This window comes from Kitasatospora cinereorecta, assembly GCF_024172095.1.
GTDB classification, from domain to species: domain Bacteria; phylum Actinomycetota; class Actinomycetes; order Streptomycetales; family Streptomycetaceae; genus Kitasatospora; species Kitasatospora cinereorecta.
In genome coordinates this window covers 553,195-568,264 of sequence record NZ_JAMZDX010000006.1, presented here as the reverse complement: position 1 = coordinate 568,264, position 15,070 = coordinate 553,195, and the positions used below count along the sequence as shown (strand labels likewise).

Genomic DNA, 15,070 nt, shown 5'->3' with positions numbered 1-15,070 from the left:
GCCAAATGATCCGTTTTCACCCGAACTGCCCCGTTCTCCTGCCCATCGGGTGGTAGCACCGGGCGGGAGCGGAGAACGTGTTGCCATTCCCTGATGGAAAGGCAGGACCACCGTGCTGATGGAGTTCACGGACGTGGAGCCGGGCGCGGACTGCGCCTGCGGCGGCTGCGGGGCGCGCCGCCGGGCGCGGCTGCACGCCGCCCGGATCGAGGACGGCGGCCATCGGGCGGCCCGGGGCGCCCGCCGGGCCGCCCTCCTGGTCGCCGCCGTCGGCAGCGTGCTCGGCGGCGGCACCGCCGCGATAGCCGCCCCCGCGCCGCAGCCCACCGGGGGCGCCGGGATACCCGAGGCCCCGCAGGGCGGCGTCAGCGGCCTGTACGGCGACGACACCGCGGCCGCCCCCCAGCCGCGCGCCGTCCGGCCCGCCACCACCCGGTCCGAGATCATGCAGCGCGCGCAGACCTGGGTCGACCAGCAGGTCCCGTACTCGATGAGCCGCTTCTGGTCGGACGGCTACCGCCAGGACTGCTCCGGCTTCGTCTCGATGGCGTGGGGCCTGGGCACCAGCCAGACCACCTGGACCCTGCCGAACTTCGCCGACCGGATCGGCAAGGACGACCTGCAGCCCGGCGACGCGCTGATCTTCAACAACGCGGCCAACCCTGAGTCCGGCTCGCACGTGGTCCTGTTCGGCGGCTGGGCCGACGACGCGCACACCCGCTACGTCGCCCTGGAGCAGACCCGCCCGGGCACCATGAAGCGGACCAACCCGTACGCGTACTGGAGCAACTCCGGCTCCTACCTCCCGTACCGCTACCGCGGCCTGTCCCAGCCGATGCCCGCGCCGGACGCGGACGCCTTCCCCGGCGCGGACCGGTTCGGTCCCGGCCAGGTCAACCCGTACGTCACCCGGCTCGGCGAGATGCTGGTCCAGCGCGGCGGCGCCCGGTTCTACCACGAGGGGCCGAGCCCGGACTGGGGCGAGGCGGACCGTCAGGCCACCCAGGCGTTCCAGCTGGCCCAGGGCTGGCGGGACGCGGAGGCCGACGGCTACCCCGGCAAGGACACCTGGGACTTCCTGGTCCACAGCAAGGGCCGCGACATCCCGCCCGCGGACGTCTCGCCCCCGCCGCCGGCCACCGTGCCGCCCGCTCCGACCACCCAGACCACCCAGGGCGCACCGGCGCAGCCCGCGCCGCAGGCCGCCCCGGGCTTCCCGGGCGCGGACCGGTTCGGCCCCGGCCAGGTGAACGACTACGTCCGCCGACTCGGCCTGGCGCTGGTCGCCAAGGGCTACGGCCGCTACTACACCGAGGGCCCGAGCCCCGACTGGAGCGAGTCGGACCGGCGCAACGTCCAGGCCTTCCAGCTGGCCCAGGGCTGGCGGGGCGCCGAGGCCGACGGCTACCCGGGTCCGCACACCTGGCGGCTGCTCTTCGGCTAGCCGGAGCGTTCCCGGCCGAGCGGCGCGGTCTCCGCGCCGCTCAGCCGTGTTCCGCGTGGACGCGGATCCAGCTGTGCATGGCGATGGCGGCCGCCGCCCCGGCGTTGATGGAGCGGGTGGAGCCGAACTGGGCGATCGAGCAGACCGCCCGGGCGTGCTGCCAGGCCTCCTCGGTGAGGCCGGGCCCCTCCTGGCCGAAGAGCAGGACGCACCGCTCGGGCAGCTCGAAGGTCTCGATCGGCACCGCGCCCGGCAGGTTGTCGATCCCGATGATCGGCAGGTCCCGCTCGGCGGCGAAGGCCGCCAGCGAGGCGACCGAGTCGTGGTGGCGGACGTGCTGGTACCGGTCGGTGACCATGGCGCCGCGCCGGTTCCAGCGCCGCCGTCCGACGATGTGCACCTGCTCGGCCAGGAAGGCGTTGGCGGTCCGCACCACCGAGCCGATGTTGAAGTCGTGCTGCCAGTTCTCCACGGCGACGTGGAAGCCGTGCCGCCGGGTGTCCAGGTCGGCGACGATCGCCTCACGGGTCCAGTAGCGGTACCGGTCGACCACGTTGCGGCGGTCACCGGCGGCCAGCAGCCCGGGGTCGTAATTGGGCCCGGACGGCCAGGGCTCCGGGTGCGGCCCGACCCCGATCTCGCGGTCGTCCGGCGCGAAGGCGTCGTCGTACTGCTCGCCCCGGTGGGGCACACCCGTCTCGTTCACGCAGTCGAGGGTACGGCCCCCTCGGCGGCGCTCTCCTCGGCGGCGGCCGCCGCCCGCGGTCGGACGGCCTTCTCCAGCTCCGCGAGGGCGTGCATGACCAGCCGGGCCCCGGCCCGCACCACCTCGACGCCCTCGGCGGCCTCCTCGGCGGGCAGGTCGGCGAGCTCGGCGTCGAGCCGCGCGTGGGTCTCGCGCAGGGCGGCGAAGTCGACCGGCTGGCCGAGCAGCACGGCGGCCGCGGCGACGGCGGTGGCGTCGCGCAGCTCCTCGGCGAAGCGCAGGGCGCCGGGGACGGGCGGGCTGTCCGGGGCGGGCAGGTGGGCCTCCATCACCACGCTGGAGCGGCCCAGCATTCCCATCGCGGTGCGGGCCCGCTCGACCTGGCGGCGGGAGAGTTCGGCGGGGTGGTGGACCGGCTCGGCCTCGGCCCGGTCGAGGGCGGCCAGCATCTCGCCGCGAGCCTCGCGGGCGTCCAGCAGGGCGGCCCGGACGGCCTTGTCCGCCTGCCCGACGCCCGGGGCGCCGAACGCGGTGAAGACGGCGGAGCTGTACCGCCCGACCGCCGCCAGCCACTCGGCCAGCCGCTCCGGCAGCCGGGCGGTCTGCCAGGTCGGGAAGAGCGCGTACGCGCCGAGCGCGACGGCGCCGCCGAGCAGCGTCATGGCGACCCGTTCGACCGCGGTCTGCACAGGGTCGCCGGGCTGCAGGCCGAGCAGGAGGACCACGTACGAGGAGACGCAGACGGTCATCAGCGCGTACCCGGTGCGCAGGGTCAGGTAGGCGCCGCCCATGCAGACCACGGCGAGCGAGGCGAGTACCCAGGGCCCGGGGTGGAAGAGCTGGACCACGCCGGTGGCGACCAGGACGCCGACGCTGGTGCCGACCAGCCGGGCCACCCCGCGGCTGGCGGTCTGGGCGAAGTCGGGGCGCATCACCATGGTGGCGGTCATCGGCGCCCAGTAGCCGTGGTGGAGGCCGAGCAGCCGGGCGGCCAGGTAGGCGGCGGTGACCACGCCGGAGAGCCGGACGGCGTGCTGGAGCACGGCCGAGCGCGGGTGCAGCTGGCGGCCGACGGTGCGCAGCGCGGAGGGCACGGTGCGCAACAGCGGCGGGCGGCGCAGGCCGGGGCCGGTGGGGGCGGGGGTGACGGTGGAGCGGTCCTGCTGGTCGAGGCGGTCGGCGGCGCGGCCCAGCAGGCCGATGATCCGGCGGGCGGCGCGGCGGGGGGCGCCGCGCAGGGCGGGGCCGTGGGCGGGGCGGGCGAGGGCGAGGCCGGCGCTGTCGCTGGGGGTGCGGAACGGGTCGCCGGTGCGGATGGCGTGGGCGAGCGCGTCCAGCACCTCGGCGGCGCCGGCCAGCACCTCGCGGGCCTGGTCGCGGGCGGGGCCCTCAGCGGGGGCACCGACCCGGGGGTCGGCCAGGGCGGCGAGGGCGGGCCGGATCCGCTCGGCGATGCCGCGCAGGCCGCGCAGCTCGGGCGGCCGGTGCCGGGCCTGCCAGGGGGTGAGCGCGGCGGCCTGGCGGGCCACCACGAACGGTTCCGGGTCGACGGGCGCGGTCGGGTCCTGGCGCAGCCGGCGGGCGTAGTCGCCGAGGGCGGCGTAGACGTCGGCGAGGGCGTCGCGCTGGGCGCGCCAGCTGCCGATCGGCCAGGCCAGTACCAGCAGGGCCTGGACGGCTCCGCCGAGGGCGCACAGGGCGCCGTGGCCGAGCGCGCTGACGGCGCTGACCGGGAGCTGGACGACGACCAGCATCACCGCGAGGGTGGTGGAGGCGACCACGCCGGCGGTGGGGCCGACCGCCCAGGCCAGGCCCGCGCCGAACGCCCAGACGGCGAGCAGCACCGGGAAGGCGCCGGGGACGCCGACGGCCAGGTAGCCGAGGAAGGTGCTGACGCCCAGTCCGATGGCGGCGGCCACGGCGAGCGAGGCGCGGGGGCGGAAGCTGCGCTGGAAGGTGGCGGTGCCGGCGATGAAGGCGCCCATCGCGGCGGAGGTGGCGGGGCCCGGTCCGAACAGCGCCAGGGTGGGCAGCACGACCAGTCCGGCGGCGACGGCGCCGCGGAGCGCGCGGCGGGGGTCGGTCAGCGACCGGTCCAGGGTCAGCCCGGCCTTCGCGGTGTCACGAAGGGCGACGAACCAGGACATAAAGGGAGCCTATCCGCTCTCCGGCCGCGACCCCTCCGCTGGCCGCTCGACCAGACCGGCCGGACCTGCCGGACCTGCCGGACCGGCCAGGCCCAGGAGGCCGAGCAGGCCGACCGCCCACCGCTCGAGCCGCCGCAGCGCCCCGGTGGGCAGGAAGACGGCGTCCGCCGCGATCATCGCCAGCGAGAAGAACGGCAGCCCGAGGGTGACCGCGATGGCGGCGTGCTCGGCCATCATCAGCGCCAGCAGCACGTTCTTCAGCCGCCGGTTGGCCAGCGTGAACGGGAAGGCGACCTGGGCGACCACGGTGCCGTAGGAGAGCGCGACCGTGGTCAGCAGCCCGGCCCCGAGCAGCCCGGACAGGGCCGGCCAGGGGGAGAAGTAGCCCAGGTGCAGCGGGTAGTAGACCGCGGTGCCGTCCTGCCAGCGCGAGCCCTGGATCTTGTACCAACCGGCGGTGGAGTAGATCAGCACCACCTGGACGGCGATCACCAGCATCGCGCAGTTGTGCAGCATCGAGGCCAGCGCGTCCAGCACCGCGCGCACCTCCCCGGGCTGTTCCCCGGCCGCCGGCCCGGCGGGGGAGCGGCGGGCCCGTCGGCGGGCGTCCAGCGACCAGACCAGCCCGCAGCGGGTCAGCGCCAGGTAGATCGCCATCAGGTGGACCACGTTGTCGCCGCCGTCACCGACCAGGATATTGCGGTTCTGCAGGGAGACGGCGGTGACGGCGAACAGCACGCTGCTCGCCCTGGTCCGCCAGCCGAGCAGCAGCGCGGCGGAGGCCAGGATCGCCAGGTGGTACACCAGCTCGAACCACCACCGGTCGGAGGACCGGCCGAGCACGGTGAAGGCGTGGGTGTCGGCCAGCAGCTGCCGGGACAGGTCGGACGACCAGGGCGACAGGTCGCCGTACAGGACCCGCCGGTGGGGCCACTCGCGGAGCAGGAAGCCGCCCCAGGCGAGCGCGACGCCGATCCGCACCACGGCGGCCTGGTGGGCGGCGAGCGGGGTGAGCAGGACCTCCCAGCGCCCGGGGCGCCGCTCGGCGGGCGCGGGCGGTCCGGCGGGCGGGGGTTCGGCGGCGTCCCGGTCGAGGACGGGTACGGGGTCGCTCACGCCAGCCCCCGGTAGTCGTCCTCGTTCACCGGCCACCAGGGCAGCTCGCGGTAGTCCGGGTCGGTGGAGACCTGCTCGGGGCTCCAGGGGGGCGGTGCCACGGTCCGGGCACCGACCCGGAACTGGATCTGCAGAATCCTTTCACCGCCCGCGGTGCGGCCGATCCGCTGGAGCGCGATCCGCTTCAGGTACTCCTCGGCCAATTTGGCCCGCGGACCGGCCACCGCACCGTCCTGCTGCGGGTGGGTGGCGTCGTAGAAGTCCCACGCCCGGCGCAGCAGGTTCTGGTCGACGTGGCTGGGCGCCGGGTTGTGCCGGACCGCCGCGAAGTCCTGGGCGGTCAGCCCGGTCCAGTCCCGGGTGGTGATCCGGCCGTCCCCCGCGATGGTCTGCACCCGGGCGTCGACCATGACGTTCTGCTGCAGCGGGTTGGGCGCGAAGAGCTTCCAGTTCTGCTCGAACTCCGGGTAGACCACCGCGTCGACCTCGGCCCGGTACCGCCGGGAGACCGCGTTCTCCGGCGCCACGTGCAGGAACAGCGCGGCCAGGAACAGCGCGGTGCCCGCGGCCAGCCCGAGCGCCGCGACCGAGAGCACGACCCGAGCGGGGACGGACCAGACACGCACGCGGGCCATCCTGCACCAGCCCGCGCCCCCGCAACAGGGGCGCGACGCGCGCTAAGGCCTGTCCGACAGGCCTCAGAGGACGTACGCGGGCGCGCCCGAGCTGCTCACCATCGGCCGGCCGGCCGCCTCCCACGCGTACATGCCGCCGTCCACGTTGACCGCCTCGCGCAGACCGTTGGCGACCAGGTACTGCACCACCTGCGCGGAACGCCCGCCGACCCGGCAGAGCACGTACAGCTTCTCCTCCGGCAGCTCCTCGAGCCGGGCCAGCACCTGCCCGATCGGGACGTGCAGCGCCCCCTCCACGTGACCGGCGTCCCACTCGTCCTGCTCGCGGACGTCGAGCAGGACGGCGTCCGACGGCACCGAGGCGGCGTCGGTGGTGGGCAGCGCTTCAGCGAACATCGTGGCGGTCTCCTGGTCCTCGCGGCTCTCGCGGCCCCCGGAATCCCCGGGTCGGCCACCTCCATTGTGACCGGCCGGCGCCGCGGGCAGCAGCCCCTCCAGCCGGTCCCGGCGCTCGGCGGCGGTGGCCAGCAACTGCTCGGCCAGCTCCTCCAGCAGCCGCTCGGGCTCCTGCGGGGCCAGCAGCAGCAGCTCGCCCATCGGCGTGCGCTCCAACCGGACCTGCTCGGCGGCGAGCGCGCCGATCCGGCCGGTCAGCCACTCCAGGCGCTGGCGCAGCCAGCCCAGCCGGTCGGGGGAGTCCGCGGCGGGCGCCGACTCGGGCGCGGTCGACCACTCCTCGGCGAGCTGCTCCAGCTGCCCGCCGTCGCCCCGCGCGTACGCCTCGTTGACCCGGGCGATGAAGGCCGAGCGGCGGGTCTGCTCCGCCGGGTCGGTGCTCAGGTCCGGGTGGGCCCGGCGGGCCAGGTCGCGGTACAGGCGCTGCGCCTCGCGGTCGGGGCGGACCTGGCGGGCCCGCTGCTCGGCCTCCCACAGCCCGTCCGACGGCACCTCGTGCTCGTCCGGCGGCTCGACCCGGGCGCGCGCCTCGGCGGCCAGCCTGAGGTCCTCGGGGTCACCGCTCAGCGCCGCCACCGCCTCGGCGATCAGCGCGTCCAGCTCGTCGAGGCGGGCGTAGAGCGGGCCGAGCAGCTGGTGGTGGACCAGGGCGAAGTTGTCGATCTCGACCCGCAGCGTCTCCACGTCGACGTCCAGGGTCAGCCAGGCCAGCTCGGCGGCGGCGACCTGCTCCTCCAGCTGCTGCCGCTCCGGGTCCGCCCACAGCGCCGGGCTCTGTTCGCTCACCCGCGCCACCCTACCGGGGCCCGCCCCGCGGCCGTCCGCAAAGCGACACCCTGATCCGCCCGGGTGAACCCGGTGCACCCGACGGCGCACGCAGCGTGACACGCAACTGATACTCACGAATCTCCCCGATTCGCTGTCGTACGCGCCCCCGTCCGTGCTTCGCTGGAGGGCGCACGCGGTACAAGGCGAGGAGCAGCGGCCGGAAAAAGGGGCAGACCGAATCCATGGTGGACGAGCCCAACTCCACACCGAACCGGGGGGACGTCCCGGGTGGCCACCCGTCAGGCGTGGTCGCCCTGCTTCGCGTCGCCGCCGTACTGGTCGACCCGGACGGCCGGATCGCCCAGTGGAACCGCACCGCCGAGGAACTCTTCGGGCACCGGGCCGAGGTCGCCTGCGGCCGCTCCGCCCACGGCCTGCTGCCCGCCGTCGAGCCCCGACCGGAGACCGCGGGACCGGCCGCACCCGGCACCGGCCGGCGCTGCGACGCCCTCGACACCCTCGACGACCTGACCCAGCAGGACACGCCCTGGGCCGGCTCGATGGCCGTGCACGACCGCGAGGAACGGCTGCGGGACGTGCTCTGGTGGGCCTACCCGCTGATCGAGCCCGGCGGCCGCTCCCTGCTCGCCCTGGCCGCCGACGCCCGCCCGCTGCGCACCTCCGGCCCCCGGATCGCGGTCGGCGAGGGGCTGCGCCCGTACGCGGCGGCGCCCGCGCCCGGCCGCCCGCACCGGGTCGCGGCCGCCTTCGCCCCGCCGGGACCGGCCGACGCGTCCGCCCTGGCCGCACTCCTGCCCAAGGGGTCCGAGGAACGGCGGCGCCGGGTGCTCGACCAGCTGGCCGCCGCCGGACTCCCGGCGATCTGGGTGGACTCCGCCACCCGCCTGCCGATCCTCCCCTACCAGGCGTCCACCTCGGGCACCGCCCGGCTGGCGGCCGGAATCGGCCGCCGCTACCCGACCCCGCAGCAGCGCGCGGCCCGCCGCCCGCCGGACCCGCTGCGCCCGTCCGGCCGCGGCCCGCAGGCGCCCCGGACCCTCCCCACGGCCGACGGCACGCCCGACGGCGGGCGGACCCTCGGCAGCACCATCCCAGGCCCACGCGACGCCGGCGCCGGTTCCGGCCCCGCCGGCCCGACCCCGGGAGGTCCCACCATCGACTCCGCCGCAGGCGGCCGCGGACCGGCCGCCCCCGAGACACCCGGGCTGCCCGCGCAGCCGGCCGACCCCTCCGACGACCTCGCGCCCACCATCGACGTGCCCGGCCAGAGCGCGCCGCCGACCGACGGCGTGGAGGTGGTCCGGGGCGTCCCCGACGACAACGAACTGGCCCTGCTGAACACGATCGGCAGCCAGGTCGGCACCACCCTGGACCTCGACACCACCGCCCGCGAGCTGTGCGAGGTGCTGGTCCGCCGGGTCGCCGACTTCGCCTGCGTCGATCTGCTGGACGGCCTGATCTCCGACAGCGAGCTGCCCGACGAGGAGCCCGACGACGCCACCGTGCTGCGCCGGGTGGCCCGCGCCTACAAGGGCGCCGGCGGCCAGTGGGACCACGTCCTGGACGAGGGCGCGCTGCTCACCATGCCGAGCTCCACCCCGCCCGGTCTGGCGCTGCAGGAGAACAAGCCGGTCCTGGTCCCGGTGATCAGCCCGGACGTCGCGGTGGAGTACGCGATCTCGCTCGGCGGCCCGGAGCTGGTCCCGGTGGTGGCCGGCCGCTCCATGCTGGTGCTGCCGCTCTCCGCCCGGGGCAACGTGCTGGGCATCCTCAAGCTGCTGCGGCTGCCCGACCGCTCCCCGTTCACCCGCGGCGACGCCGACACCCTCCAGGAGCTGGCGGTCCGGGCGGCGCTGTCGCTGGACAACGCCCGGCTGCACCGGGCCGAGTCCAAGGTCGCCACCACCCTGCAGCGCTCGATGATCCCGACCCGGCCGCCGAAGATCCCCGGCGTGCAGATCGCCCACCGCTACATGCCGGGCGACCGCAAGGCGGAGGTTGGCGGCGACTGGTTCGACGCGATCCAGCTGCCCGGCAGCCGGGTGGCCCTGGTGGTCGGCGACGTGATGGGCCACGGCCTGCACTCGGCCGCGGCGATGGGCCGCTTCCGCACCGCCATGCAGACCCTGGCCGCGCTCGACCTGCCGCCCGGGCAGCTGCTGCGCCACCTGGACAACCTGGCGCACAAGCTCGGCGACGACCACCTGGCGACCTGCCTGTACGCGGTCTACGACCCGATCAACCGGACCTGCGAGCTGGCCAGCGCCGGCCACGTCCCCCCGGTGCTGGTCCACCCGGACGGGCGGGGCGAGCTGCTGGAGATCCCGGAGGGCGCGCCGATCGGCGTGGGCGGGGTGCCGTTCGTCGCCAAGACGATCGACGTCTCGGACGGGTCGATGCTGGTGATGTGCACCGACGGCCTGGTCGAGGTGCGGGGCGGCGACATAGGAGAGGGGCTGGCCGCGCTCTGCGGCAACCTGATCGACCCGAAGCAGACCCCCGAGGAGGCCTGCGACACCGTCCTGAACACCCTGCACTCGGACGACCGGCAGGACGACATCGCCCTGCTGGTGGCCCGCTTCGACGGCGTCCCGCCGAGCGAGGTGGCCACCTGGCAGCTCGGGGTGACCGAGGCGGAGGTGGGCCGGGCCCGGCGACTGGTCCGCGACCAGCTGACCGCCTGGCAGCTGACCCCGCTGAGCGAGACGGTGGAGCTGCTGGTCTCCGAGCTGGTGACCAACGCCGTCCGGGTGGCCCGGGCCGAAGTCCAGCTGCAGCTGATCCGGGTGGACAAGCTGTTGGTGGAAGTCATGGACGACAACCACAACCTGCCCTCGCTGGAGCCCGCCGAGTCGATGGACGAGCACGGGCGCGGCCTCAACCTGGTCTCCAAGCTGGCCGAGAAGTGGGGCACCGCGCGCAAGGCGGTCGGCAAGGTCGTCTACTTCGAGATGCCGCTGCCACGCGGCTAGTACCGCGTCACGAGCGGCGGGCGCTCACGGGGTGAGCGCGGTGGCCCGGGTGCGGCGCCCGGCCTCGGCGGCGATCGAGGCGGCGGCGCCCACCCCGGCCAGCACCCGCGGCCAGAAGTCGCCGAAGACCTCCACCGAGGCGGCGATCAGCGCCGCCGTCAGCAGCGCGACCACGTGCTCGAGCCCGGCCAGGTTGGGCAGCAGGACCGCCTCGACGACCATCGCCAGGGCGACCGCGGCGCCCGTCCACCAGGCGCGGCAGCGGAAGGCGACCACCACGGCGAGCGCCACCACGGCCGCCGACGGGCCGGTGTCGCGGACGTGCGCGACCCACCGCGGGAAGCCGAACAGGTGCTCCGGGCCGATCATCACGCCGATCCGGGCGAAGAGGGTGCCCGCCAGCGTGCAGGCGTACGCGACCAGCAGGGTCAGCCGGCGGCCGAGGACGATCTCGGCGATGCCGAAGACCAGGAACACCTGGGCCAGCGCCCCCCACACCGGCAGGTCCAGCGCCGGCACGTACAGCGACAACGGGGTGCGCAGCAGCGAGAGGTCCAGCGGCAGCCCGGCCCGGACTACGCCGACCCGGCTGACGAAGTGCTCGCCGCCGGGCAGGTGCTGGAGAACGGAGAACAGCAGGATCAGCAGGGTCGCCCCCGCGGCCAGCGGTACGGCGGCGAAGCGTTTCCGCACCACCCGGTCCTTGACGGTGCCGAAGAGCACCCCCCACTCGGCGACAGCGGATCGGACGACGAATGCGCCGATCCCGTTTCGCACGCCCCCCGCGTGGGTCATCTGCTTCACGACTCCCTGCTCCCCGTCCGATCCTGCGGAAACCGAAACAACTCTTTATGCCACTACTTCGACCGTACGCATCGGATAAAGGGAAGTCATCAGCTTTCGCGCCCGTCCCATGTCATCCCCCAGGAGTAGTGGGGACCGGTTTCCCTCCGCCCCCCGGCGGAGGGACCACCCCTACCCGCGCCGGTGCCGTCGCCGGAACAGCGCAGGAAGACTCGGAACAGTGATGAATCCCTCGGCGCGGGCACTCGCCAGGCCGATCCGCGGGATCTCGCTGCTCTTCTCGAACAGCAGATAACGCGGCTCCCAGATCGGGCGGTACTTCGCATTGGCCCGGTAGAGGGACTCGATCTGCCACCAGCGGGAGAAGAATCCGAGCACCGAGCGCCAGAGCCGCAGGACCGGCCCCGCACCGAGGCGCGACCCGCGCTCGAATACCGAGCGGAACATCGCGAAGTTCAGCGAAACCCGCGCGAGACCCACCTCCTCGGCGCGCTGCAACAGCTCGATGACCATGAATTCCATCAGGCCGTTCTCGCTGTCGCGGTCGCGCCGCATCAGGTCCAGCGACAGACCGTCTGCACCCCACGGGACGAAACTGAGCAGCGCACGCAGCTTTCCGTCGCCGTCGAAGCACTCGAGCATCACGCAACGCCCGTCGTCCGGGTCGCCGAGCCGCCCCAGCGCCATCGAGAAACCGCGCTCGGTGGCCCCGTCCCGCCAGTGGTCCGCCTTCTCCACCAGCTCGGCCATCTCGGCCTCGGGAATGTCCTCGTGCCGACGGATCCGCACGGTGTACCCGGCCCGCTTGACCCGGTTGTACGCCTGGCGGACCACCCGCATCGCACGGCCGTCCAGCGAGAACTCGTCCATCTCGACGATCGCCTCGTCGCCCAGCTCCAGCGCGTCCAGGCCGTGCCGGGCGTAGATCACGCCGGCCTCCTCGGAGGCACCCATCACGGCCGGGGCCCAGGCGTGCTCCCGGGCCTCGCCCAGCCAGGCCTCGATCGCCCCCGGCCACGCCTCCGGATCGCCGATCGGGTCGCCCGAGGCCAGCGAGACACCGCCGACCACGCGGTAGGCGACGGCCGCCTTGCGACTGGGGGAGAAGATCACCGCCTTGTCCCGGCGCAGCGCGAAGTAGCCCAGCGAGTCCCGCTCGCCCTGCTTGTCCAGCAGAGCGCGCAGCTGCGCCTCGTCCTCGTCGCTGAGCAGTTCCTCGCCGCGCGGGCTGCGGAAGGCCACGTACACCACGCCCAGGAAGAGCAGCGCGCCCATCACGTTGATGACCGCGTTGACCCAGGTCGGGACGGAGATCACGTCGGCCACCCGGTCCGAGGGGGCGATGGTGACCATGCGGAAGAGGGAGTAGACGAACCGGGTGCCGAAGCCGGCGCCGCTCAGCGAGTTGGTCAGCTCGACCAGCACCGAGCCGATCAGGCCGCCGACCGCGAGGCCGAGGACGGTGGCGGCCGCCGCGGTCTTCGGGTTGGAACGGTCGCCCTTGGAGGTGAACTCCTGGCGGCCCACCAGCAGGGCCACGAAGAATCCGACCGTCAGGACAGTCGAGAACCAGTTCAGCGGGTGGCTGCGGTACTGGGGGCCGAACAGCATGAACGCCACGTACCCGCCGCTGAACACACCGCACAGCACCACGTTGAAGATCCAGGCGGCCCGCTTGCGGCGCCTCATCGCGACCGCGAGGAACAGCGACAGCATCACCGTGGTCAGACCGCCGGTCACCAGGTACGGCGTGAAGTACTCGCCCTCCCGGTGGCTGCGCAGCTGGTTCCGGAACGGCACCGCGAACACCGCCACCAGGTTGACCAGGGCCATCAGCCGCAGGTACCAGACCGTCGCGGCGACGGCCCGGGGCCGCCAGCGGGCCATCAGGCCGTTGTCATCACCAGGACGCGCGGAGGACGCGGCCGAGGGCGCCGTCTTCACAGTGGACACAGCTCCCATTCCAGACGATCAAATATCGGGGCGCATCCGCACGGCACCCGGGCGATTCAGCCCCGATTTCCATGGTTCACCACCCCGGATGAGAATTGCGTGAATCCGGTAGCGGATTCCCACCCCCGCCGATCGGCGGGGGTACCCCTAAGGCCCCGTACGCTGCCCGTACCCGCCCGTACCGGGACGTAGCCAACGAAGACGCAGCCAACGAAGGAGTGCACATGCCGACCACCCGGGTCCTGATCGTGGACGACGAGGTGCTGGTGCGCTCCGGGCTCGGCCTGATCGTCGGCTCCGCCCCCGACCTGGACGTCGTCGGCAGCTGCTCCGGCGGCCAGGCCGAACAGCTGGTCGGCGAACTCGCCCCGCACGTGGTGCTGCTCGACATCCGGATGCCCGACCTGGACGGCCTCACCGTCCTGCGCCGGCTGCGCGCCCTGCCCGACCCACCGGCCGTCGCCATGCTCACCACCTTCGACACCGACGAGTACATCGGCACCGCACTGCGGGCCGGCGCCGCCGGCTTCCTGCTCAAGGACACCGCACCCGAGCAGCTGGTGCACGCGGTACGGATCCTGGCCTCCGGCGGCAGCGTGCTCTCCCCCACCGTCACCCGCACCGTGATCGGCGGCTACGTCGAGGGCGGCGGCCCCGACGCCGAGGCCGCCGCGCTCACCCGCCAGCTCACCGGCCGCGAACTGGACGTCCTGGTCCTGCTCGGCGAGGGCCTGTCCAACGCCGAGATCGCCGACCGGCTGTTCCTCGGCACCGGCACCGTCAAGGACCACATCAGCGCCATCCTCGGCAAGCTCGGCGCCACCAACCGGGTCCAGGCCGCGGTGCTCGCCCACCGCGCCGGCCTGGTCCGCGACACCGACCAGAGCGGCGCATGAGACGCCTCCCGGCCTGGACGACCTCGCCGCGCACCATGCTGCTGGTGCCCGTCGCCCTCGCCGCCCTGGACGCCGCCCTGGTCGCCCGCAACTCCTCCCCCTGGCAGCTGGCCCTGTCCGCACTGGCCGCCGCCGCCCTGCTGCTGCGCCGGCGCTTCCCGGTCACCGTGCTGCTGCTCACCCTGCCCGGGGCCTTCATCACCGAGATCTGGCTCGCCCCGCTCACCGCGGTCTACTCGGTGGCCACCGCGTACACCAGCGTCCGGATCACCGCCGTCTGCGCCAGCGCCTTCGCCCTGGTCGAGTTCTTCCACTGGCCGCTCGGCGAGGACATCTTCGTACTCAGCCGCGACAACGCGCTCTACGCCATCCAGTCGATCATGCTCGCGGCCGGACCCGCCGCACTCGGCATGCTCGCCCGTACCCGCCGCGAACTGGCCGAGCGGCTGGCCGAACTCACCGAGGGCCGGCAGCGCGAGAGCCGGCTGCTGGCCGAACGGGTCCTGGCGGGGGAGCGGGCCCGACTCGCCCGCGAGATGCACGACGTGGTCTCCCACCAGGTCAGCCTGATCTCCATCCAGGCCGGCGCGCTCCAGGTCTCCACCGGCGACCCGACCGCCAAGGAGACCGCCCGCACCATCCGCGAGCTGTCGGTGCGGACCCTGGAGGAGCTGCGCCAGATGGTCGGCGTGCTGCGCGCCGCCAGCGTACGGCGGGACGAACCGCTCGCCCCGCAGCCGCGGCTGGCGGACCTGCCCAGGCTGATCGAGGGCAGCGGCCTCGCGGTCACCGCCGAGCTCGCCCCCGAGGACCGGCCCTGGCCCGAGGCGGTCGAACGGGCCGCGTACCGCACCGTCCAGGAGGCGCTGACCAACATCACCAAGCACGCACCGGGCGCCCCGGTCCGGGTCAGCCTCGCCTCCCGCGGCGCCCGGCTGCTGGTCGAGGTCCGCAACGGCCCGCCGCCGCACCCCTCCGGCCCCGTCCCCGCCCCGCTGCCCGGCGGCGGCCACGGCCTGGTCGGCCTGCGCGAACGCGCCCAGCTGCTCGGCGGCACCCTCTCCGCCACCGCGACCCCCGACGGCGGCTTCACCGTCCGCGCCGAACTCCCCGCCGCCGGCGAGTAGCCCGGCCCCCTCCGAAAGCGCGTCC

At 74.4% G+C, this 15,070-nt stretch carries 11 protein-coding genes; 4 read left to right on the top strand and 7 right to left on the bottom strand.

The annotated features are described in order from the left end of the window. Window positions 1-118 precede the first annotated feature (118 nt). Window positions 119-1,444: a peptidoglycan-binding protein gene (locus FHR36_RS31915; protein WP_253802829.1), complete on the top strand. Its 1,326-nt coding sequence runs from the start codon at window positions 119-121 to the stop codon at window positions 1,442-1,444. A 40-nt stretch (window positions 1,445-1,484) separates the two neighbouring features. On the opposite strand, the gene FHR36_RS31910 is transcribed toward FHR36_RS31915, so the two are convergent. From FHR36_RS31910 to FHR36_RS40135, 5 genes are all read right to left on the bottom strand, one after another. Further along, on the bottom strand, window positions 1,485-2,150 hold the full coding sequence (locus FHR36_RS31910; protein WP_380232074.1) for a TrmH family RNA methyltransferase: 666 nt from the start codon (window positions 2,148-2,150) through the stop codon (window positions 1,485-1,487). Further along, on the bottom strand, window positions 2,147-4,297 hold the full coding sequence (locus FHR36_RS31905; protein WP_253802828.1) for an FUSC family protein: 2,151 nt from the start codon (window positions 4,295-4,297) through the stop codon (window positions 2,147-2,149). The genes FHR36_RS31910 and FHR36_RS31905 overlap by 4 nt, the downstream gene beginning before the upstream one ends. Window positions 4,298-4,306: 9 nt before the next feature. After that, window positions 4,307-5,314 carry an HTTM domain-containing protein gene (locus FHR36_RS31900; protein WP_253803245.1) on the bottom strand — a complete coding sequence of 336 codons (1,008 nt, stop codon included), beginning with the start codon at window positions 5,312-5,314 and terminating at the stop codon, window positions 4,307-4,309. Window positions 5,315-5,409: 95 nt separating this feature from the next. Next, the gene (locus FHR36_RS31895) at window positions 5,410-6,039 is read right to left on the bottom strand and encodes a DUF5819 family protein (RefSeq protein WP_253802827.1); all 630 of its coding nucleotides are present in this window, start codon (window positions 6,037-6,039) and stop codon (window positions 5,410-5,412) included. Window positions 6,040-6,111: 72 nt separating this feature from the next. Beyond that, window positions 6,112-7,290, bottom strand: a complete 1,179-nt coding sequence (locus FHR36_RS40135) for a rhodanese-like domain-containing protein (RefSeq protein ID WP_253802825.1) — start codon at window positions 7,288-7,290, stop codon at window positions 6,112-6,114. Between the two features lie 224 nt (window positions 7,291-7,514). On the opposite strand from FHR36_RS40135, the gene FHR36_RS31885 reads away from it, so the two are divergent. Next, entirely contained in the window at window positions 7,515-10,265 is a 2,751-nt protein-coding gene (locus FHR36_RS31885) for an ATP-binding SpoIIE family protein phosphatase (RefSeq protein ID WP_253802822.1), read from the top strand. Between the two features lie 24 nt (window positions 10,266-10,289). On the opposite strand, the gene FHR36_RS31880 is transcribed toward FHR36_RS31885, so the two are convergent. Both FHR36_RS31880 and FHR36_RS31875 read right to left on the bottom strand, forming a co-directional pair. Continuing rightward, window positions 10,290-11,060 (bottom strand): hypothetical protein, encoded by a 771-nt coding sequence (locus FHR36_RS31880; protein ID WP_253803244.1) that lies wholly within the window; start codon window positions 11,058-11,060, stop codon window positions 10,290-10,292. 180 nt (window positions 11,061-11,240) lie between these two features. Next, entirely contained in the window at window positions 11,241-13,031 is a 1,791-nt protein-coding gene (locus FHR36_RS31875) for a phosphatidylglycerol lysyltransferase domain-containing protein (protein WP_380232077.1), read from the bottom strand. A gap of 215 nt (window positions 13,032-13,246) precedes the next feature. Here FHR36_RS31875 and FHR36_RS31870 point away from each other — a divergent pair, with 215 nt between their 5' ends. Together FHR36_RS31870 and FHR36_RS31865 are read left to right on the top strand one after the other, a co-directional pair. After that, the gene (locus tag FHR36_RS31870) at window positions 13,247-13,918 is read left to right on the top strand and encodes a response regulator (RefSeq protein ID WP_253802820.1); all 672 of its coding nucleotides are present in this window, start codon (window positions 13,247-13,249) and stop codon (window positions 13,916-13,918) included. After that, entirely contained in the window at window positions 13,915-15,045 is a 1,131-nt protein-coding gene (locus FHR36_RS31865; protein ID WP_253802818.1) for a sensor histidine kinase, read from the top strand. Before FHR36_RS31870 ends, FHR36_RS31865 begins: the two co-directional genes overlap by 4 nt. Window positions 15,046-15,070: the final 25 nt, after the last annotated feature.